The following is an 18,498-nucleotide window of genomic DNA, read 5'->3' as shown; positions in this document are numbered from 1 at the left end:
GTCGTAATGAAAATGAAATGGGTTCCAGACTATAATACTGGTATCGATGTGATTGACGATCAGCACAAACGAATTCTCGATTATATCAATGAAATTGATGAGATCAATGTAAATACCGACCGTGCCCGTATTAAACAGATCCTCGAAAATATTATCGATTATACCCAGTCGCATTTTACTTTTGAAGAATCTCTTCAGGAAGAAGCGGGTTATAAATACCGAGTTCCACATAAACGTGTACATGACCTGTTTATCAAGAAAATCGAGTCTTATCGTGATCGTTTTGAACTGGGGCAGTCGATTGAATCAGAACTGCATGAAGTATTATCTAAATGGTTAATCAACCATATTCAGCACGATGACGCTGATTATGTCGGCGCAGTCAAAGAAAATATGATGGGCATTATCAAAGAAAAAGAACAGAAAAAAGGTAAAAACTGGTTCGCTCGTTTCTTCTCATAATAAAAGACGTAACGAGATAACAAGAATTACAATTTAATAATAAATTTTGCGCAGCAAATCACTGTTATGGTGGTTTGCTTTTTGTTTTTGATTTTCACCGCTTCACAAGGCAAAATAGCGCTAGATTTTTATAGGAATGCATCATGCAGGACAATGCTATGTCAAAATGGTTATCACCGCTGATGGCTTTCTGTTTATCGTTTATTATCATCGCGACGCTCGCACCGATAACGGGTATACAGATTGATCGTCAGCTGGATTTCTGGATGCTCTGGTTAGCCACTATGTTGATTCTGGCGCTTCCCATCTGCTACTTGGAAATTGCTTTGGCCAAGCGCTCTAAAACAACGGCATTACAGGCACTGTCAACGCTGACCCGTGAAGCAGATGCCTCACAAAAATGGCGTATAGTCGGCTGGCTCAGTGTGATCTTTATTCCTTTTCTGGCCGGTGCCATGCTGAACAATGCCAGCAATGTTCTGGCGCTTGCTGCTCTTGATCTTGCACCGAATCTTTTGTTTATAGGTCTGGTAATTGCCGCTCTGGTCTTGTCACTGCTGCCGCGTCAAATTTTGTTAGTCATTACGGCGATTGGCGTACTGGCATCTCTGATCTTGGCAAATGTGATGGGAACTGCGCTACCTGCATGGCAAGTCACGCCAGTTGAATTCTCGGAATGGGGCAATGCCACCGTATTGGCACTGGTTGCAAGTGGCCTAGGCATGGGCTTGTACTGGCAGTCTAGCCTGAGTGCTGTACAACAGCAGGATGTCGCCAGCAAGACGGTCTTGCCGATCTGGATCGCACAATTGCTTGCTGTGATTGTATTTGCCTTCTTTGCTGTACAAGCACAAATCCCTGCATTTACGTTGGTGGCCGCGATTGTAGCGACTGCTGCATTCATCCTGCAGATGGCACGAGAGCAGTTACAGCAACGTCAGCTTCACCCTGCGATTCAATGGGCGATTATGGCTGTCGTCACCCTGATCTGGGCCATTCCAAATGTGACACCAATGTTCAACGTAGTCTTACTGCTTTGGGGCTTATTGATTTGTTTGATTTATGCGCTCTTTGCGGGCTGGATCATGAAGATCAGCCATTTACGTAAATCAATGAATTTTAGCTCTGAAGGGTTCTATAACCTGTGGCGTATTGCTGTCCGTGTGGTATTGCCTGTTTCGATTATCGTGGCGATGGTCGCTGTTCTAGGACAACTGTTCTGATGAATAATGCACTGATCTGGGTGGTCTACGCGACTCCGGAGCAACAGTTTCATCTGGCTGTGCCATTTCAGCCCGGCATGACAGCATTGGATGCCATCCAGCAAAGTGGCATAGCAGAGCAGGTTACCCTACCTGAACCCTTGTCTTTGGGCATCTTTGGTGTACGCTTGCAAGATCATCAGCAGCCACTTGCAGCAGGTGATCGAGTCGAAATTTACCGAGCACTGACTATCAATCCTAAAGATATCCGACGTAAACGTGCCGAGAAAAATCCGGTGGGTCGTTATGCCAGAGGCAATCTTTTAAGAAAGCTGAAACCATCTTCCGAATAGAAAGCGGCTTGAATGAGCATTAGTTTCAATGATCTGCTCAATCAATCGACTTAATCAAAAAAGCCCCTGATGATTCAGGGGCTTTTTCATGAGAAAGCGACTATAGTGGAGGCGCATTTAAAATTGCTTCTTTTGAACCTGGTAAGCCGGGTTGAGATTCTGGAATGGTTTCCAGACCTTCAACACGTTCCACGATACCAGACTGGTTAAAGTAAATTTTCAAATGCTGGCCTTGGGCTGCCGGGATCTTGGCTTTTTTAGCGTAGGTTCCTGGGGTATAGTTATAGATGTAGTCCCAGCGTAAAGGATTCAGCGGATCGCTTACCGTTGGACTGCCCAGTAAGAAACGCACCTGTTGATGGCTCATTCCCACTTGAATTTTAGCGGCTTGAGCTTGGGTTAAAGGGGTTCCTTGTGGAATATCTACTTTATAAACACCTAATGTCGAACAGCCGACGAGCAAGGAAGTGACGAATAACGTCAACATGATTTTTTGCATTTTGCTAAACTATCCCAAATTAATTATGATGCATTTGATCCAAGGATAGATCATACTGCATCTAAAGTTTGTTGCATATTCCAACTTTGATTTTGTTGAGAGACCTTTTTACATGACTATTTCAAACCAAGATTTACGAAAAGCTGGACTGAAAGTTACCCTTCCACGAATTAAAATATTAGAATTACTAGAAAATTCAAGACAACATCATTTAAGTGCGGAAGATATTTACAAGACTTTACTCGATCAGGGTGAAGATGTAGGTTTAGCAACTGTGTATCGTGTGTTAACACAGTTTGAAGCCGCGGGTATTATTGAGCGTCATAATTTTGAAAACAATCATTCCGTTTTCGAGATCATGCAGGAAGATCACCACGATCACCTGGTCTGTTTGAATTGCAGCAAAGTCGTTGAATTCATCAATGATACGATTGAAAAAGAGCAGCATGATGTTGCTGAAAAATTTGGTTTTGAATTAACCGGTCACTCTCTGAATCTGTATGGCTACTGCGATGCGCCGGCCTGTCAGGAAGTGTTTCGTAAAAAATAATTTGCGCTCCGGTTGAAACAAAAAAAACAGGCTTCGATTGAAGCCTGTTTTTTTATGTGTTCAATCTGATCAGGACTGGCCATCAAAGGTGATATTGGAATGTGCACGTAATAAATGACTGCCGCCTTCTTCTGCCAGTTTGATTTGCAGACGTAAGTCATTGGGTGAATCCGCATGTTTCAGCGCATCTTTATAGCTGATCTGCTTGGCCTTATACAGGTCATACAGTGCCTGGTCGAAGGTTTGCATGCCCAGTTCACGGGAACGCTTCATCAGGTCCTTGATCTCATGCACATCACCTTTACGGATCAGGTCAGCAATCAGGGGGGAGTTAATCAGAATCTCAATCGCGGCACGACGACCATTGCCATCGATGGTTGGGATCAGTTGCTGTGCCACAATGGCTTTCATGTTCAGTGACAAGTCCATGAACAGCTGGTTATGCCGGTCTGCTTCAAAGAAATGAATGATCCGGTCAATGGCCTGGTTGGCGTTGTTGGCATGCAGGGTCGCAAAGACCAGATGACCAGTTTCGGCAAAGGCAATCGCATAATCCATGGTTTCACGCGAACGAATCTCACCAATCAGAATCACGTCCGGCGCCTGACGTAAGGTGTTTTTCAGGGCAATTTCAAAGGAATCGGTATCAATCCCGACTTCACGCTGGGTGATGATACAGCCTTTATGCTGGTGAATGAATTCAATCGGATCTTCAATGGTAATGATATGACCTTTGGAATTTTCATTGCGATAACCGACCAGCGAGGCCAGCGAAGTTGATTTACCGGTACCGGTTGCCCCGACAAAAATAATGATGCCGCGTTTGGTCATCGCCAGTTCTTTTAGAATCGGCGGTAATTTGAGTTCATCCATGGTCGGAATCACGGTTTCAATCCGACGCAAAACCATACCCGGCTGATCACGCTGCTGAAAGGCACTGACACGGAAGCGGGCACTTTTATCCGGTGTACTGATGGCAAAGTTACATTCACGCGTGTCTGCAAATTCTTTACGCTGCTTGTCGCTCATGATGGAGTGAAGCAGTTGCCCCACTGCCGCGCCGGGTAATTTTATCGAACCAATCGGTAAAATCTGCCCATTAATTTTGATTGAAGGTTCGACATCGGCTGTAATGAACAGATCCGATGCTTTTTTCTCCACCATATAATCGAGTAAGCCGTTAAAATCCATGTATAAAAACCCCAATACAATTAATTTTTCTTATAAGAATGCTTCTGGCTGTTTGGCTGCAGTACGTGCCACTTGCGGGCTGATGAGACCTTTAGATACCAGGGTTTTCAGGGTCTGATCCAGTGTGGTCATGCCATAGTTGGCACCGGTCTGAATCGCAGAATACATTTGTGCGACTTTATTTTCACGAATCAGGTTACGGATTGCAGGAATACCAATCATGATCTCATGTGCCGCAACACGTCCGCCGCCATTTTTCTTCAGCAAGGCCTGTGAAACCACAGCCTGCAATGATTCCGATAACATGGCACGAACCATATCTTTTTCTTCGGCAGGAAATACGTCAATCACACGGTCAATGGTTTTGGCCGCAGAGGTGGTATGCAGGGTGCCAAACACCAGGTGACCAGTTTCTGCCGCAGTTAAGGCCAGACGGATGGTTTCAAGGTCACGCATCTCACCAACCAGAATAATATCCGGGTCTTCACGCAGTGCGGAACGCAGGGCTTCATTAAAGCCGTGCGTATCACGATGCACTTCACGCTGGTTGATCAGGCATTTCTTGGATTGATGCACAAATTCGATTGGATCTTCGACGGTCAGAATATGGTCATAGCGGTTGTCGTTAATATAATCCAGCATCGCCGCCAAGGTGGTTGATTTACCCGAACCGGTTGGCCCTGTGACCAGTACCAGACCACGCGGATATTCACAGATATCTTTAAAAATCTGTCCCATGCCCAGATCTTCAAGGGTCAGAACTTTGGATGGAATGGTACGGAATACTGCACCGGCACCACGGTTCTGGTTAAATGCGTTGACACGGAAACGGGCCACACCGGGTACTTCAAAAGAAAAGTCAGTTTCCAGATTTTCTTCAAAATCACGGCGCTGTTTATCGTTCATGATGTCATAAACAAGTTTATGTACTTCTTTATGTTCTAATGCTGGCAGGTTGATACGACGAACTTCCCCATCGACACGAATCATTGGCGGTAAGCCTGCAGACAAGTGTAAATCCGACGCACCATTTTTAGCAGAAAATGCCAACAATTCTGTGATATCCATAAGGTCCCCGAGTTCATTAAAATGTTAATTATTTTGATAGAATAATAAGGCTTTCCCACAGCTTAACCAACCCTTAGTTTATGGGCAAGGGAAAAAAAGATGAATGAAATGAGAACCCCATCAATGAATATGTTGCAACAGTCACGAAATCAGGTTTTAGCGCAAATTGAAACAGCCTGTGCTCAGGCCGGTCGTGAGCCAGATTCGGTGCAACTGCTGGCCGTTTCCAAGACCCAGCCGAGTGCAGTACTGGCTGATATGTATCAGGCGGGACAACGTGCCTTTGGCGAAAACTATTTGCAGGAAGCGCTAGAGAAAATTACGGCTCTAAAAGACTTGGAAATTGAATGGCATTTTATTGGCCATGTACAGCGTAACAAGACCAAGCATCTGGCAGAAAATTTTGCCTGGGTGCATGGGGTGGATCGTTTGATTATTGCCGAGCGTTTATCCAATCAGCGTAGAGAAGATCAGCTCGCGCTGAATATCTGTCTTCAGGTCAATATTGATGCTCAGGATACGAAAGATGGTTGCCAACCGGAAGAAGTTACTGATTTAGTTAGACAAATCAGCCAACTGCCAAATGTGCGCTTACGTGGCTTGATGGTGATTCCAGCGCAGGGGAATCCTCAAGCTTTCATCGAGGCTAAAGCTTTATTTGATAGGGTGAAAGCTCAGCATGCGCATCCTGAAGATTGGGATACCTTAAGTATGGGCATGTCGGCCGATATGCAGGCTGCAATTGCTGCCGGTTCCAGCATGGTGCGTGTCGGCACGGCATTATTTGGTGCACGTCCTCAAAAGGATTAACAGGCGTTGTCGGGTTATTTTGAAAAAGTATGATTAAGCGTTATTCGATAACGCTTTTTTTCTTTGTGGCTCCAGCCATTTTGCCATGAGCCAGGCAAAGACAATCAGGCTGCCCATACTGCCGAGCAAGGCTAAAACAGCGCCGCCCAGACCATAAGCCAAGGTTGCCGGAACACAGCCCAGAATAAACAGCAGCAAAGGGAAATGGGTTACATACAAGGTATAGGAAAAATCAGCGGATTGTACCCAGACCGGATTGTAGTGACTGCGCTGCTGCTGGAGTTGTACCAGCCAGCAGCTAAATGCTAGGCCGATACAGAAATTAAAGAGAGTAAAATTTGCAGCGCGATATTGTCGGGCTTGATCGACGATATGAAACTGGTAAGCATCAATGCAGGCGATTAGAAATGCCAAGCCAAATAACCCCAGTTTAAGCACTTGTAACCGGTTTAGAAAATGTCGCTGGATATGACGAAATGAACAGGCAAAGGCCATCAGCCAGACCAGAAAATAAATAAAAAACTGAATATTCAGGATGGATAAAACGATTAAAACACTAAAAAAGCCGATTTTGGCTATTTCTGAATCTTTGAAAAAAGGCAGAAATCCGGCCAAGACATAGAACCAGACTTCATAACTCAGGCTCCAGAGCGGGGCATTGGCTGAAACTGTAGGCGTGATGAAGCCATTCAAAAACAGCAGAGCGCCAATAAAATCACCTGAATCGAGACCATAGTCAGACCGGATCATCATGCCAAAACTGTTTTGAAAGGCATGGCTTTGAGTGGCAAAGAGTAGTGGTGCCAACAGATACAACAACAGGCTCAGAGCCATGGCAAACAGAAAGGGTGGCAAAATCCTGCGATAACGCTGTTGGGTATAACGGCGCAGATTGAACTGACCATGCTGATGAATATTGTGCTGGATCGAATAGCCAATCAGATAACCACTCAGAACAAAGAAAATCATGACCGCGGCCTGACCAAGCAGGCGCACCCATGAATACAGGCTGAGGTCAAAAGGGGCGATAAAGGCCTGAAAGCAATGCGTGAACAGTACAACAATGGCACTGATGCCCCGTAGGCTCTCGAGCTGTAAGCTGAAATAGGGCGAGAGCTTGTCTGGGGCAGGGTGCATCATTGTCAACCTATAATCTGAATGGTACTGGCGCCAGCACCGACTGGCTTGACCTGAATCTGTACTGGAATCCGTTCATGCATTTCCTGCACATGCGAGATTAAGACCACTTTACGACCCTGACTTTGTAAATGATCCAGTGCATTCATCACCATATGTAATGAGGCTGGATCTAAAGTACCAAAGCCTTCATCAATAAATAGCGATTCCAGTTTCATCGAACCGGAAGCCATATTGGCAATCGCCAGTGCCAAGGCCAGAGAAACCAGAAAGGTTTCTCCGCCAGATAAAGACAAGACCGGACGTACTTCGCTGTTCATGTCCAGATCAATAATCGCCAGACTCAGGCTGTCTGGAATACGGTGCAACTGATAGCGCGGTGCCAGCGGTTGCAGTTGTTGGTTGGCGTATTCCACCAAGATATCCAGATGATGTTCCTGAGCAATTTTCTGGAACTTGGTACCTTCCTTATGTCCGATTAAATCGTAGATACGGCCCCAGCGATATTCTTCGGCTTTGACCTGTTCAATCTGTTGCTGATATTTGGCATAGGTATTTTGATTATTGGCATTCATACGCAGTTTGGTATCAATCTCATTGAAGCTGTTTTGTTGCTCGGTTTTTTCCTGTGCCAAACTATTTAAATGTGCTTCCACTTCCTCAAAAGCAAGTTCAGGCTGTTGCTGGAGATGCTTCTGGTATTGATCTTCCAGCGTTTGCCAGGCAATTTTGGCATTTTCCAGTGCTTGATGTTGTGCCTGTAATTGCTGCCGGATTTGCTGATGTTCACTCAGACCAATGGTCAGACATTGTTGGATCAGTTCCGCATTAAAATGTCGATGCAGATTTTGCCATGTACGGATGGCCTGATCAGATTGTGCCTGCTGTTGAGTTAGCTGTTGCATTTGGGTCAGCAAAGCCTGTTGTTTAAGTAAAGCCTGATGCAAAGCTTGCTCATGCTGTTCATATACCTGGCGTTGTGCTTGAAGCTGGCTATTAAGCGCTTTTAACTGGGTATCCAGTTGCTGTCGCCATTCTGCTGCCAGCTTATAGGTCTGACCGGCATGTTGTTCGGTCAGCTGATTGAGTTGCTGACGTAAGTCTTTGCCTTGTTCAAGCAAATAATGGGTCTCGGCCTGTATTTGCGTATGCCGCTGCTCATGCATCTGTAGTTGCTGTTGAGCCTGATTCAGTTGCTGCTTGAAACCTTGTAGCTCCTGTTCCGCAGTTTTGACTTGATTGACAAGATGTAATCGCTGCTGCAAATGTTGTTGCAGCTGGGTACAGGCAGCAGGCGCATTCTTGTGCCAAGCGAGCTGCTGTGCTTCGGGCAGTACTGTAAGAACTGGCTCAATCAGTTGATCCAGTTGCAGCATTTTTTGCAGACTCAGTTGCAAGCTGTCGAGTTGCTGTTGCTGTTGTCGCCAGTTTTGCCAAGTCTGTTGCAGGATTTTGAACTGTTCGTTTGCCTGAGTGTGTTGCTGTTGCCACTGGCCAAGCTGTGTTTGCAGGGGATGGAGCAACTGGGCTGAATGATCAGGATTGGCTGGCTCAAGTCCTAACTCTTTTAAGTTTTGTTGTAATGTCTGGTGCTGTTCATTCAGTATCCGTTCAATGTGGATTAAACGCTGTTGTTTTTGCTCAAGGAGCATCTTGATTTTGGATTGTTGAATCTGGGTTGCTTTTAAATCATCTTTAAGCTGATTCAGTTGTTGTTGTGCCTGTTGCAGCTGTTGATCTTGCAGCTGGTTTAGCGCTGTGTCTAATAATGCTTGATGTTGGACAAACGGATGCTGTTGGCTGCCACAGACCATACAGGCTTCATCAGGTTTGAGCTGCGCGCGCAGTTCCTGCACGCTTTGGGTTTGCAGCAGGCGCTGTTGCTGCAGCATATTTTGTAGTTGTTCAAATTCCTGTTCGGTGTTGCTGACTATTTGCTGCAGTTGAATTTCCGTATGTTCAAGCTGGGTTAATTCTGTCTGTGCATGCGCTACGTCTTGTTTGAGTTGCTGTTGTTCGGCTTCCTGTTCCGCTAGACGTGCCACGTGCTGGATCAAGCCTTCCAGTTTAAGCAGTTGAGTCGTGCTCTGTTGCTGTACAGTCTGCTGCTGCTGAAGCTGTTGTTCCAATTGGGCTTGATTGCCAAATTGTTGCTGCAAACTTTCGATTTGTTGAGCCAGCTGCTGCCGGGAATGTTCCAGTTCAGTACGCGATTGAGAGAGTACTGCCGGCGCCTGTTGCTGCATCTGTTGATACAGCTTTTGATAGTCTTGCAGTCGTTGCAGTGTACTTTGTGGTTCCAGATCAAACACGGCAAGATCAGCCTGCTGTTCAAGTTGCGTCAGGCGTTGCTGTTGCTGCTCGGCAGCAGATGCGAGTTGCTGTTTCGATGATTCAATCTGTTGTTGCAAGGGTTGGATATACTGCTGTGCATAGTCCAATAAATCTGCTGATTTTTTCTTATAGTCATTGCCGACCAGATGCATCTCATGATCCAGTTTTAGACCTTGTTCCAGATGCGGCTGCATGGCATGCATATGTTGAACATGGGCTTGTTGCTGTTGCTGGATCTGAGCAAGTTGCGCAAATTCAGCATCACGTTGCTGTTGCACCTGTTGTAGCTGCTGTTCGAATGATTGTTGTTGTATCGCAAGCTGCTGTTGCTGCGTGAGCATTTGATTCTGCTGAATAAACTGTTCGCGAATGCCCTGAAACTCATCCAAATGAACCAGCAACTGCTTTTGTGCGGTCAGCTTCTGATCGGCATCCAGCTGTACATCGTAAATTTCTTTTTTGGCCTGAATTTCAGTATATAAAGCATGTTTCTGCCGATGCCATTTTAGGTCATTTTCTAGTAATTTTTCACTCTGGTTAAAATGCTCAAGTATCTGGTTTAAGGCAGTATGTTGCTGTTGCAGCTGGGCAATATCGTCTTCGGATAATAATTCCAGATGACCGAGCCAGTTTTCCAGTTCATGGCGCTTTTGTCGAACCTGACTATGCTTTTCCGCTGCTTTTTTACTGACCTCACTGAAAATCTGCGAATTGGTTAGATATTCCAGCAAGTCTGCACGTTCATGATCTTTGGCTTTTAAAAATGCGCCAACTTCCGACTGCGCCAGCAGAACCGCGCGGGTAAATTGCTCAAAGCTCAGGCCCAGCAGTTTTTCAATTAAGGGGGTAACTTCAGATATTTTTTGCGTTAGCGTCGTATCATCATCGATGCACTTGATAAAACGATCTACTTTTAGATTGCCATCGACTTTCTGACGTGCTCGGCGAATTTCCCAGCGTGCTGTATAGCGTTTGCTATCCAGTGCAATAAACTCCAGCTCGGCAAAACCATGCACACAGCCACGGCGTAGAATATTCTTGGAATCTTTAATCGAAACATCCTGACCGCCGGCATCTTTCAGGCTACCGGTCGCACCTTTTAGGCGCGGAATTTCGTTATAGAGCGCCAGACACATGGCATCGAGCAGGGTCGATTTACCAGCTCCGGTTTTTCCAGTGATTGCAATCAGGCCGGCATGTGTTAAAGGACTGGATTCAAAATCAATATGATGGGTGCCGGTGAGGGAGGCCAGGTTGTTGAGACTCAAACGTAAAATTTTCATGGCCGATCCTAGGCTTGTTGTTTCTGAGCAAGTTCGTGCTGGGCTTCAACCAGAAGTTGCTGAAAATCCTGTTGTACAGAATGATCATGTTCATAGCCCATTTTTTTCCAGATATTCAAAAACAGCGATTCCGGCGTCGGTGGTGCCAGATCAATTTTCGAATCTCCTTGCGTATGTTCGGCCTGTTGCTGATAAATCCGGCTGATGCGCAGCAAGCGGTAACGGTTGGCGGGTAAAGCCAGTTCAATTTGCTGGCGTAAATCGACTGGTGGCGGCGCATCGGTGGTGTATTCTATTTCCAGAAAATGTCGTGCCGACAGTTGTTCGATTTCTCCGGCAGGCAAGGCCTGAAGTTTAGCAATTAAATCTTCCAGCTTTTCCCGAATCCGGCACAGCTCGACGGTGCGTGGCACTTTTAGAACATCGTATTGAAAGCGCTGTTCCGGGCTTTGCTCAGGATCAATTCTGACCTCAACCACCTGATGTTGATAGTTGATTTCACTAAATGACAGCGGAATCGGTGAGCCACTATAACGGATATGCGGCTGACCAACTTTTTGTGGTTTATGCAGATGACCGAGTGCGACATAATCAATCACTTCATCAAACAGCGCCGTCGAGAGCGCTTCTTCATTACCGACAATAATTGGCCGTTCCGAGTCGGAAGTTTCGCCACCTTGCATATGTGCATGCGACATTAAAATCAGGGCTTGATGCGGCTGTTTACGGGCCTTGGCTTCGGCAATCAGTTGTTGATGCAGATAGCTAATCGCATTCTGGCTATTGCTGGTATGTTCATTCAGCCCCGTAATTTCGGCACTGCGTAAATAGGGCAGGGTCAGACACCAGGCGATAATATTTTTATCCTGATCATAAATCGGAATCAGCAAGCGATCCAGATTCAGGGTGTTTTCTGCGGTTCGGCCCACAATTCCCACAGCTTTGGCATTGAATTTAGACAGAAAAGGTTCAACCTGCTCAATCCGGTAACCGGAATCATGATTACCGGCAATCATCAAAGTCTGCATATGCGGCGCCAGATCATGTGCATCGGCCAGAAACTGATACAGTTGCTTTTGCGCACTTGAGGCTGGATTGATCACATCAAAAATATCACCGGCAATCAACAAAGCATGCGGCTGTTTTGTTTTAATTTGATCGAGCAACCAAGTCAAAAACTGGGCATGTTCAAATTCACGGTCATGGTTATGGAAAAATTGCCCCAGATGCCAATCGGAAGTGTGAAGAAAATGAACTGCCATGTAGATGAACCCTGAAATGTCTGCCTTGCTACTATAGGAAAAAGCTGAGGGAAAAATCTACTTAAAAAAGATATTTCAGCGAATTGTTGCTGATGTCAGGCTGAATTTATTTTAATCAGTAGGCAAAATGGCAGGATAGTCATGTCTAAATCACCCAGTCTTGAACAGTCATGCAATTCATCAGGCTGAAAAATCGGAATTTTAAAAAATAAAAACCGACGATTCGAGTGATGTGAAATCGTCGGTCAAATTTGTGTTACATGAAGATTTTGGCTGCTATTCAAAATTTCCCTGTACACTGGACTTATTGCTTTAGCTCTAAGGTCAGCAAAAATTCGTGGATGCCAGTCCAAATTTTTGTACCTTGTACCCTATATAACGTCACCTTCTGGCCGATGGTTGACAATAAAATGAAAAAAAACCTGTTTTTTTTTATACTAGCTTGATGAATGTCACTGAGTGATTCTTATGTTGCCTTTAACCCGTTATTTTATCTGGTTTTTTATTATCTGCTTTATTTTTACCTGCATTTGCGGGGTGCTGGCAGCACTGATGCCAACGGGGATGGGCGCCGTACTGACGATTGTTCCTTATCTGGTGGCCATGATCTGGATCTTATTTAAGTTTTTAAAACAGCAAAAACGTGCCCCAACGCAGTCGGAACGTAAAAAATTCACCTTGGGGTTTAGCCTGATCTATTGGGGCTATAACCTGCTATTTCTGTTACTTGGTATTCTGATTGCCACGCGCTCTAATCCAAATGCCTGGCAGGACTTTTTGCTATATCTACAGCAGCCACAATTTATAAGTATTGTGCTGATCATGTTCTTGCTGATCGCGATTCCGTTGTATCTATTGACTTACTGGTTCTATGGCAAGCAGGCACAGCGTATGGCAGATCAAATGTTTGGCAATTCGCCGCAGGCCTGATAGGTAGGTGGCTTTATGACGATTGATCTTGATAGATTGATCGCATCAGGCTGGATACAAATTCACCACGACAAAGAGGGCATTGATTGAAAAATCCCAGAATAAGTTGCGTATAATTTAAATAGAAAAAATAACAGGGCTAAGAATGACTTATGGATAAACCTGTAGTGCTGGTGACCGGAGCGAGTGGTTTTATTGGCAGTCATCTGGTGCGTTTTTTATTGGAACGTGATTATCGGGTGATTGGGCTGACCCGCCGCAAGAATCAATCTGAACCGCATCCAGATTTTCACTGGATTAACCAGCTGGATGAATTAAAACAGCCTCAGATTGATTATGTGATTAATCTGGCTGGCGAAAGCATCGGTCAGGGACGCTGGACGGCAGCGCGTAAAAAGAAATTGTTGGATAGCCGTTTAGACACCACCAAACAGTTATTTGACTATTTAGAAAAATACCAGATCAAACCGAAACGGATTATTTCGACCTCGGCCGTTGGTTATTATGGTATTGACCCGAGCGAGCGTTGGGAGCAGGTCTGTACGGAACAAAGCCCGCCACAAGATATTTTTATGTCTGAGCTCTGTGCGAAGTGGGAACAACTGGCTTTGTCCTATAGCAGTCAGAACACCAAAATTGTTCGCTTTGCTGTGGTCTTTGGCAAAGGTGGTGGAATTCTGCCGCAGATGTTATTGCCGATTAAACTGAATCTGTTCGGGCGGATTGGTCATGGGCGTCAGCCAGTCACTTGGGTGCATTTAGAAGATGTATTGCGTGCGATTGAATTCTTGATGCTTGAAACGACGACCGGGCAGATTTTTAATGTGGTTGCCCCGGAAAAAGTCAGTCAGGCACAGTTTGCCCGGACTGCTGCACAGCTACTGAAGCGCAAACCTTTACTGCCACTGCCAGCATGCAGCTTGAAAATGATGCTGGGAGAACAATCGCAACTGGTTTTAAACGGTCAGTATGTACAGCCTCAAGCTTTACAGGATGCGGGATTTCAGTTTGATTATCCAACCTTGAAAGAAGCGCTGCATAATATCCTAAAGCACTAAGCGACCTGGCTCCAATAGATGGGCCGGAGCATAGGGCTGTGGATCTACAATGGTCGGCGTTTGTTCAAGCATCAATTGAGCAAGTAGCTTGCCTGAGGCTGGGGCCATGCATAAGCCATTGCGGAAATGGCCAAAATTGGCCCAGGCATTTTGCAATTCGGGGATTTTGCCAATATAGGGAATACCATCGGGTGAGCTGGGTCTTAATCCGGCCCATTGCTTGACCAGCGGAAAATCCGCCAGTTCCGGCACCATCTCCAGACAAGCCTGTAGAATATCTTGCCGGATTTCAGCAGAAGGCGAGGTGTCAAAACCGACCTGACGCATACTGGAACCACATACAACATGTCCGTCGCGCCGTGGAATCAGATACATGACCTTGTTCATGCACATGCTCGGTAGCCAGTTTTCTGGGGTTTTAAACAGCAGCATTTGTCCTTGCACCGGTTGCACCGGAATTTCACAGCCAAGCTGTTCTGACCAGCCTGCAGACCATGCGCCTGTGGCGATTACAAACTGATCTGCCTGAAAGTGTTGACCACTTTCACTGGACACACTCGTTACCCAGCCTTGCTGAATATTGAGCTGAGTGATTTTACAGTGCTCTTGCCAGGTGACATGCGGATGCTGTTTTAAATAGCTGATGACCGACTGTAATAGTCGCGGATTGCGGATATTGGCCAGTTCCGGAAAGTAAATCGCCTGTTGGAACTTGTGCTGATCAATTCGGGGATTGATTTGTTGTAGCTGAGCCTGATCAAGCAATTCGGCCTGTTGCTGAGGGTCCTGATATTTTTCCGCATAGCGCAAGCCAAGCTCAAAATCATCTTCATCAAAAATCAGCATACCACTTTCATGAATCTGGAAATCGATACCGGTCACTGGCTGCAGTTTTTGATTCCAGTCCTGATAGAGCGGTTTGGCATGCCGGGCCAACGTATTGACTGCAGCGGGGTAGCGCCAGGGATACATCGGAGAAAGAATCCCGCCTCCGGCCCAGGACGCAGCCTTCCCGGCAACTTGCTGATCAAAAATCGTGACAGAACATCCCTGTTCAAGCAGTTCCAGCGCCGACATCAACCCGGTGATGCCAGCGCCGATAATGGCGATATGCATTGCGCCGAAATCCTTTTACTTCATGTCTTTCAGTTTAAGCGCAGCTTCTTCGGCAAAGTAAGTCCAGATGCCATCGGCACCGGCGCGGCGGCAGCTCATCAGCGATTCAATAATCACGCTGTCAGATAACCAGCCATTTTGAATGGCAGCGGCCAGCATCGCATATTCACCACTGACCTGATAGACAAAGGTTGGTACACCAAAAGTGTCTTTAACTTCACGGACGATATCCAGATAAGGCATGCCCGGTTTGACAATCACCATGTCTGCGCCTTCCTGAATATCCAGCGCAATTTCATGCAGTGCTTCGGCACGGTTACCGACATCCATCTGGTAATTGTATTTATTGCCGCCTTTTAAATTGCTGGCAGAACCGACTGCATCACGGAATGGGCCATAGAAGCTGGATGCATATTTGGCTGAATAAGCCATGATTGAGGTATAAATATGCCCATTTTGTTCAAAGGCCTGACGAATTGCACCGATCCGGCCATCCATCATGTCACTTGGGGCAAATACATCTGCGCCTGCTTCGGCATGGCTTAAGCCCTGTTTAATCAGACATTCGACCGTTTCATCATTTAAGACATAACCGGTCTCATCAATAATGCCATCCTGACCATGCGTGGTATAGGGGTCGAGTGCACCATCAGTAATCAGCACCATTTCTGGCAGTTCTTTTTTTAATAAACGCAAAGTGCGTTGGACCAGACCATCTTCGCGCCAAGCCGCTTCGGCGGTCAGGCTTTTATCTTCTTGTGGTGTGACTGGAAACAGTGCCAGTTTGTTGACGCCCAGTTCCAGCAGACGCTCTGATTTTTTTAACAGCAAGTCTGCTGACAGGCGCTGGATATTCGGCATACTGGGAATATCTTGGCTCTGGTTTTGTCCCGGCAGTACAAATACTGGATAAATCAGGTGATCTGCACTGAGATGCGTTTCACGTACCATAGAACGTAAATGCTCATTTTTACGAATACGACGCATGCGAGTTGCAGGAAACGCGGGACGATTGAACGTATAGGTCATAAAAATCTCAGCAATCAGTATTAAACTAGGCACCTATTGTAGCCCTAACTGAACTTTTTGGGCATAAATTAGCGGTTTTTTATTGCGGTGGATTTGAGCAGAGTGATGACTAAGACAGAGAAAAGCTGGACAGGTAATATACACTTGGGGGCAAAGGTGGATATTGATGTGGTCTTAAATCAGTTGGTACATGCTTTTAATAGCTCTCCTTTTTTTAAGCATAATGGTATGAGCATGCGGGTGGTGGAAGGCCAGATCGAAGCCTATGTCGAAATGCAGGATTTTATGATTGGTAATGTCGCGTTTCAAATTTTGCATGGCGGTCTTGCGGCCACGGTACTCGATAGTGTCGGTGGAATTGTAGCGATGGGGGAGTTATATAAAAAAGCCGAACCTGAAACCATTGCCGACACCATTAAAAAAGTCTCGCGTTTGGCGACAGTGGATATGCGGGTGGATTATCTGGCACCCGGGCGCGGTAAATATTTTATCGCGCGGGCAGAAACCTTACGTTTGGGGCGTAAGGGCTGCACCATGCGTATGACCATGGTCAATGATGAAGATAAGCCAATTGCTACAGCGATTGCATCTTATGCTTATTGAGGGTAAGAGATAGAAAATAAAAAGCACTGTTTAACAGTGCTTTTTTAGCTTTCGACCTTCAGATTGATACAGGTTATAGATCTGATTTGGCCCGATTTAAGGCCTTCTGCCATTTGGCTAAATGAGCTTCACGCTCATCATTTTGCATTTTTGGTTCAAAGGCACGTTCAAGTTGCCAAGACTGCGAAATTTCCTCCAGACTGGAAAATATTCCGGATTTTAATCCGGCCATGGCGGCTGCCCCCCAAGCGGTAGACTCCAGCATTTTCGGACGCAGCACCGGCACATTGAGAATATCTGCCTGAAACTGCATCAGCATGTCATTGCTACTGGCACCGCCATCGACCCGTAATTCTTTTAAAGGGTGGGCAATATCGGATTGCATTGCACTGAGGACATCCGATACCTGAAAAGCGATTGATTCTAAGGCTGCTCGGGCGATATGCGCTTGAGTCGTACCACGAGACATGCCACAGAGCAGGGCACGCGCTTCACTGTCCCAATGCGGTGCGCCAAGTCCGGTAAAGGCCGGAACCAAAACCACGCCGTCGGTATCCTCAACTTTACAGGCCAGTTTTTCGATATCATTGCTTTTTTGAATAATCCCCAGACCATCACGTAGCCATTGCACTACCGCACCTGCCATAAAGACGCTGCCTTCCAGTGCATAGGTGGTTTGACCCTGCGCTTGCCAGGCAAGGGTAGAAAGCAGTTTATTCTGACTGAGCTGGATGTCTTGACCGGTATTGAACAGCATAAAACAGCCGGTGCCATAGGTGTTTTTTGCGCTCCCCACTTCAAAACAGGATTGACCAAACAGTGCAGATTGCTGATCACCTAGAATACCGGTAATGGGGATATTGGCACCGAGTAAACCTGAAGCGGTGTCAGCGATATAACTATCCGAGGAAATAATTTTTGGTAAGACCGAAGCAGGAATATGAAACAGCTCCAACAGTTCTTCGTCCCAAGTTTGTTGATGCAGATTCATCAGCATGGTACGGGAAGCATTGCTGGCTTCAATCACATGTTCTGCGCCTTGAGTCAGGTTCCAGATCAGCCAGCTATCGATAGTACCAAAAGCGACATGACCCTGTTCAGCCAGTTCACGTACGCCTTCTACATGCTCCAGAAACCAGACCAATTTTCCTGCACTAAAATAAGGATCAATCCGTAGACCGGTTTTTTGCTGAATTTTGGTCATCCAGCCCTGTTCAATCAGCTGGTTACACCAGTCAGACGTTCGACGGTCTTGCCAGACGATGGCCGGCGCGAGCGGTTTACCATTTCTTCGATCCCAAACCACCGTGGTTTCGCGCTGATTGGTCAGACCAATGGCTTTAATATCTTTGGCGAGAATACGCGCCGTAGCAAGCGCTTGCTGTACCACCGCAATCTGCGTGCTCCAGATTTCCTGAGCATCCTGTTCGACCCAACCTGAATGTGGCGTCTGAATATGGGTTTCACGTTGAGCCGTTGCCTGAATTTGTCCATGTTCATTAAAAATAATAGCCCGACTCGATGTGGTTCCTTGATCTAGGGCCAGTAAATAGCTCATAATTTTTCTGTTATTCGGCTTGAAAAGTAAAATATTAGCGCAATAATGTAATT

17 protein-coding genes are annotated in these 18,498 nt (G+C 46.0%); 8 read left to right on the top strand and 9 right to left on the bottom strand.

Translation table 11 applies throughout. The annotated features are described in order from the left end of the window. Positions 1 to 6 precede the first annotated feature (6 nt). The 3 genes from FTU95_RS11535 (at position 7) to FTU95_RS11525 (ending at position 2,017) form a co-directional block, all read left to right on the top strand. Positions 7 to 462, top strand: a complete 456-nt coding sequence (locus FTU95_RS11535) for a bacteriohemerythrin (RefSeq protein ID WP_005096048.1) — start codon at positions 7 to 9, stop codon at positions 460 to 462. 143 nt (positions 463 to 605) lie between these two features. Beyond that, on the top strand, positions 606 to 1,685 hold the full coding sequence (locus FTU95_RS11530) for a hypothetical protein (protein ID WP_005096049.1): 1,080 nt from the start codon (positions 606 to 608) through the stop codon (positions 1,683 to 1,685). Next, entirely contained in the window at positions 1,685 to 2,017 is a 333-nt protein-coding gene (locus FTU95_RS11525) for an RnfH family protein (RefSeq protein WP_180078566.1), read from the top strand. Before FTU95_RS11530 ends, FTU95_RS11525 begins: the two co-directional genes overlap by 1 nt. A 100-nt stretch (positions 2,018 to 2,117) precedes the next feature. Here FTU95_RS11525 and FTU95_RS11520 read toward each other — a convergent pair whose 3' ends face one another. Further along, a complete protein-coding gene (locus FTU95_RS11520; protein WP_004279275.1) occupies positions 2,118 to 2,516 on the bottom strand; it encodes an outer membrane protein assembly factor BamE in 399 nt (132 codons plus the stop codon). 112 nt (positions 2,517 to 2,628) lie between these two features. Between FTU95_RS11520 and fur the strand changes: the two genes are divergently transcribed. Continuing rightward, positions 2,629 to 3,066: a ferric iron uptake transcriptional regulator gene (gene fur, locus FTU95_RS11515; RefSeq protein WP_005096051.1), complete on the top strand. Its 438-nt coding sequence runs from the start codon at positions 2,629 to 2,631 to the stop codon at positions 3,064 to 3,066. Between the two features lie 69 nt (positions 3,067 to 3,135). On the opposite strand, the gene FTU95_RS11510 is transcribed toward fur, so the two are convergent. Then, positions 3,136 to 4,257: a PilT/PilU family type 4a pilus ATPase gene (locus tag FTU95_RS11510; RefSeq protein ID WP_005096052.1), complete on the bottom strand. Its 1,122-nt coding sequence runs from the start codon at positions 4,255 to 4,257 to the stop codon at positions 3,136 to 3,138. Between the two features lie 30 nt (positions 4,258 to 4,287). Next, positions 4,288 to 5,325 carry a type IV pilus twitching motility protein PilT gene (locus FTU95_RS11505; RefSeq protein ID WP_004279279.1) on the bottom strand — a complete coding sequence of 346 codons (1,038 nt, stop codon included), beginning with the start codon at positions 5,323 to 5,325 and terminating at the stop codon, positions 4,288 to 4,290. A 123-nt stretch (positions 5,326 to 5,448) separates the two neighbouring features. Between FTU95_RS11505 and FTU95_RS11500 the strand changes: the two genes are divergently transcribed. Next, a complete protein-coding gene (locus FTU95_RS11500) occupies positions 5,449 to 6,135 on the top strand; it encodes a YggS family pyridoxal phosphate-dependent enzyme (RefSeq protein ID WP_180078580.1) in 687 nt (228 codons plus the stop codon). Positions 6,136 to 6,168: 33 nt separating this feature from the next. On the opposite strand, the gene FTU95_RS11495 is transcribed toward FTU95_RS11500, so the two are convergent. From FTU95_RS11495 to FTU95_RS11485, 3 genes are read right to left on the bottom strand one after another with little or no spacing between them, the layout of a single operon-like run. Continuing rightward, complete coding sequence (locus tag FTU95_RS11495) at positions 6,169 to 7,272, bottom strand: acyltransferase (protein ID WP_100357381.1); 1,104 nt, start codon at positions 7,270 to 7,272, stop codon at positions 6,169 to 6,171. 5 nt (positions 7,273 to 7,277) lie between these two features. Continuing rightward, positions 7,278 to 10,889, bottom strand: coding sequence for an AAA family ATPase (locus FTU95_RS11490; protein WP_180078564.1), 3,612 nt, complete (start codon positions 10,887 to 10,889; stop codon positions 7,278 to 7,280). 8 nt (positions 10,890 to 10,897) lie between these two features. After that, on the bottom strand, positions 10,898 to 12,151 hold the full coding sequence (locus tag FTU95_RS11485; protein WP_180078562.1) for an exonuclease SbcCD subunit D C-terminal domain-containing protein: 1,254 nt from the start codon (positions 12,149 to 12,151) through the stop codon (positions 10,898 to 10,900). Positions 12,152 to 12,619: 468 nt separating this feature from the next. On the opposite strand from FTU95_RS11485, the gene FTU95_RS11480 reads away from it, so the two are divergent. After that, positions 12,620 to 13,081 (top strand): ABZJ_00895 family protein, encoded by a 462-nt coding sequence (locus FTU95_RS11480; protein WP_100357320.1) that lies wholly within the window; start codon positions 12,620 to 12,622, stop codon positions 13,079 to 13,081. 152 nt (positions 13,082 to 13,233) lie between these two features. Then, positions 13,234 to 14,139, top strand: coding sequence for a TIGR01777 family oxidoreductase (locus tag FTU95_RS11475; RefSeq protein WP_180000916.1), 906 nt, complete (start codon positions 13,234 to 13,236; stop codon positions 14,137 to 14,139). On the opposite strand, the gene thiO is transcribed toward FTU95_RS11475, so the two are convergent. Together thiO and hemB are read right to left on the bottom strand one after the other, a co-directional pair. Next, on the bottom strand, positions 14,128 to 15,255 hold the full coding sequence (gene thiO / locus FTU95_RS11470; RefSeq protein ID WP_180078560.1) for a glycine oxidase ThiO: 1,128 nt from the start codon (positions 15,253 to 15,255) through the stop codon (positions 14,128 to 14,130). The two genes, FTU95_RS11475 and thiO, sit on opposite strands and share 12 nt — an antisense overlap. 15 nt (positions 15,256 to 15,270) lie before the next feature. Further along, positions 15,271 to 16,284 carry a porphobilinogen synthase gene (gene hemB / locus FTU95_RS11465; RefSeq protein ID WP_005172298.1) on the bottom strand — a complete coding sequence of 338 codons (1,014 nt, stop codon included), beginning with the start codon at positions 16,282 to 16,284 and terminating at the stop codon, positions 15,271 to 15,273. A 105-nt stretch (positions 16,285 to 16,389) separates the two neighbouring features. On the opposite strand from hemB, the gene FTU95_RS11460 reads away from it, so the two are divergent. Next, positions 16,390 to 16,887: a thioesterase family protein gene (locus FTU95_RS11460; protein WP_100328911.1), complete on the top strand. Its 498-nt coding sequence runs from the start codon at positions 16,390 to 16,392 to the stop codon at positions 16,885 to 16,887. Positions 16,888 to 16,960: 73 nt separating this feature from the next. Here the strand turns inward: FTU95_RS11460 and glpK are convergent, their stop codons facing one another. Beyond that, positions 16,961 to 18,445 (bottom strand): glycerol kinase GlpK, encoded by a 1,485-nt coding sequence (gene glpK / locus FTU95_RS11455; protein ID WP_180078558.1) that lies wholly within the window; start codon positions 18,443 to 18,445, stop codon positions 16,961 to 16,963. Positions 18,446 to 18,498 lie beyond the last annotated feature (53 nt).

It is taken from the genome of Acinetobacter sp. YH12208 (genome assembly GCF_013418055.1).
Classification (GTDB): domain Bacteria; phylum Pseudomonadota; class Gammaproteobacteria; order Pseudomonadales; family Moraxellaceae; genus Acinetobacter; species Acinetobacter pseudolwoffii.
The sequence above is the reverse complement of the archived record's forward strand: the minus strand, read 5'-3'. Positions and strand labels throughout refer to the sequence as shown.

Excerpts from the sequence above, each read along its gene's own strand:
- thiO (WP_180078560.1), bottom strand. The coding sequence starts at position 15,255 with ATGCATATCGCCATTATCGGCGCTGGCATCACCGGGTTGATGTCGGCG.
- glpK (WP_180078558.1), bottom strand. The coding sequence starts at position 18,445 with ATGAGCTATTTACTGGCCCTAGATCAAGGAACCACATCGAGTCGGGCT.
- FTU95_RS11510 (WP_005096052.1), bottom strand. The coding sequence starts at position 4,257 with ATGGATTTTAACGGCTTACTCGATTATATGGTGGAGAAAAAAGCATCG.
- hemB (WP_005172298.1), bottom strand. The coding sequence starts at position 16,284 with ATGACCTATACGTTCAATCGTCCCGCGTTTCCTGCAACTCGCATGCGT.
- FTU95_RS11500 (WP_180078580.1), top strand. The coding sequence starts at position 5,449 with ATGAATATGTTGCAACAGTCACGAAATCAGGTTTTAGCGCAAATTGAA.
- FTU95_RS11480 (WP_100357320.1), top strand. The coding sequence starts at position 12,620 with ATGTTGCCTTTAACCCGTTATTTTATCTGGTTTTTTATTATCTGCTTT.
- FTU95_RS11485 (WP_180078562.1), bottom strand. The coding sequence starts at position 12,151 with ATGGCAGTTCATTTTCTTCACACTTCCGATTGGCATCTGGGGCAATTT.
- FTU95_RS11475 (WP_180000916.1), top strand. The coding sequence starts at position 13,234 with ATGGATAAACCTGTAGTGCTGGTGACCGGAGCGAGTGGTTTTATTGGC.
- FTU95_RS11520 (WP_004279275.1), bottom strand. The coding sequence starts at position 2,516 with ATGCAAAAAATCATGTTGACGTTATTCGTCACTTCCTTGCTCGTCGGC.
- FTU95_RS11525 (WP_180078566.1), top strand. The coding sequence starts at position 1,685 with ATGAATAATGCACTGATCTGGGTGGTCTACGCGACTCCGGAGCAACAG.
- FTU95_RS11535 (WP_005096048.1), top strand. The coding sequence starts at position 7 with ATGAAAATGAAATGGGTTCCAGACTATAATACTGGTATCGATGTGATT.
- FTU95_RS11460 (WP_100328911.1), top strand. The coding sequence starts at position 16,390 with ATGACTAAGACAGAGAAAAGCTGGACAGGTAATATACACTTGGGGGCA.
- FTU95_RS11495 (WP_100357381.1), bottom strand. The coding sequence starts at position 7,272 with ATGCACCCTGCCCCAGACAAGCTCTCGCCCTATTTCAGCTTACAGCTC.
- fur (WP_005096051.1), top strand. The coding sequence starts at position 2,629 with ATGACTATTTCAAACCAAGATTTACGAAAAGCTGGACTGAAAGTTACC.
- FTU95_RS11530 (WP_005096049.1), top strand. The coding sequence starts at position 606 with ATGCAGGACAATGCTATGTCAAAATGGTTATCACCGCTGATGGCTTTC.
- FTU95_RS11505 (WP_004279279.1), bottom strand. The coding sequence starts at position 5,325 with ATGGATATCACAGAATTGTTGGCATTTTCTGCTAAAAATGGTGCGTCG.
- FTU95_RS11490 (WP_180078564.1), bottom strand. The coding sequence starts at position 10,889 with ATGAAAATTTTACGTTTGAGTCTCAACAACCTGGCCTCCCTCACCGGC.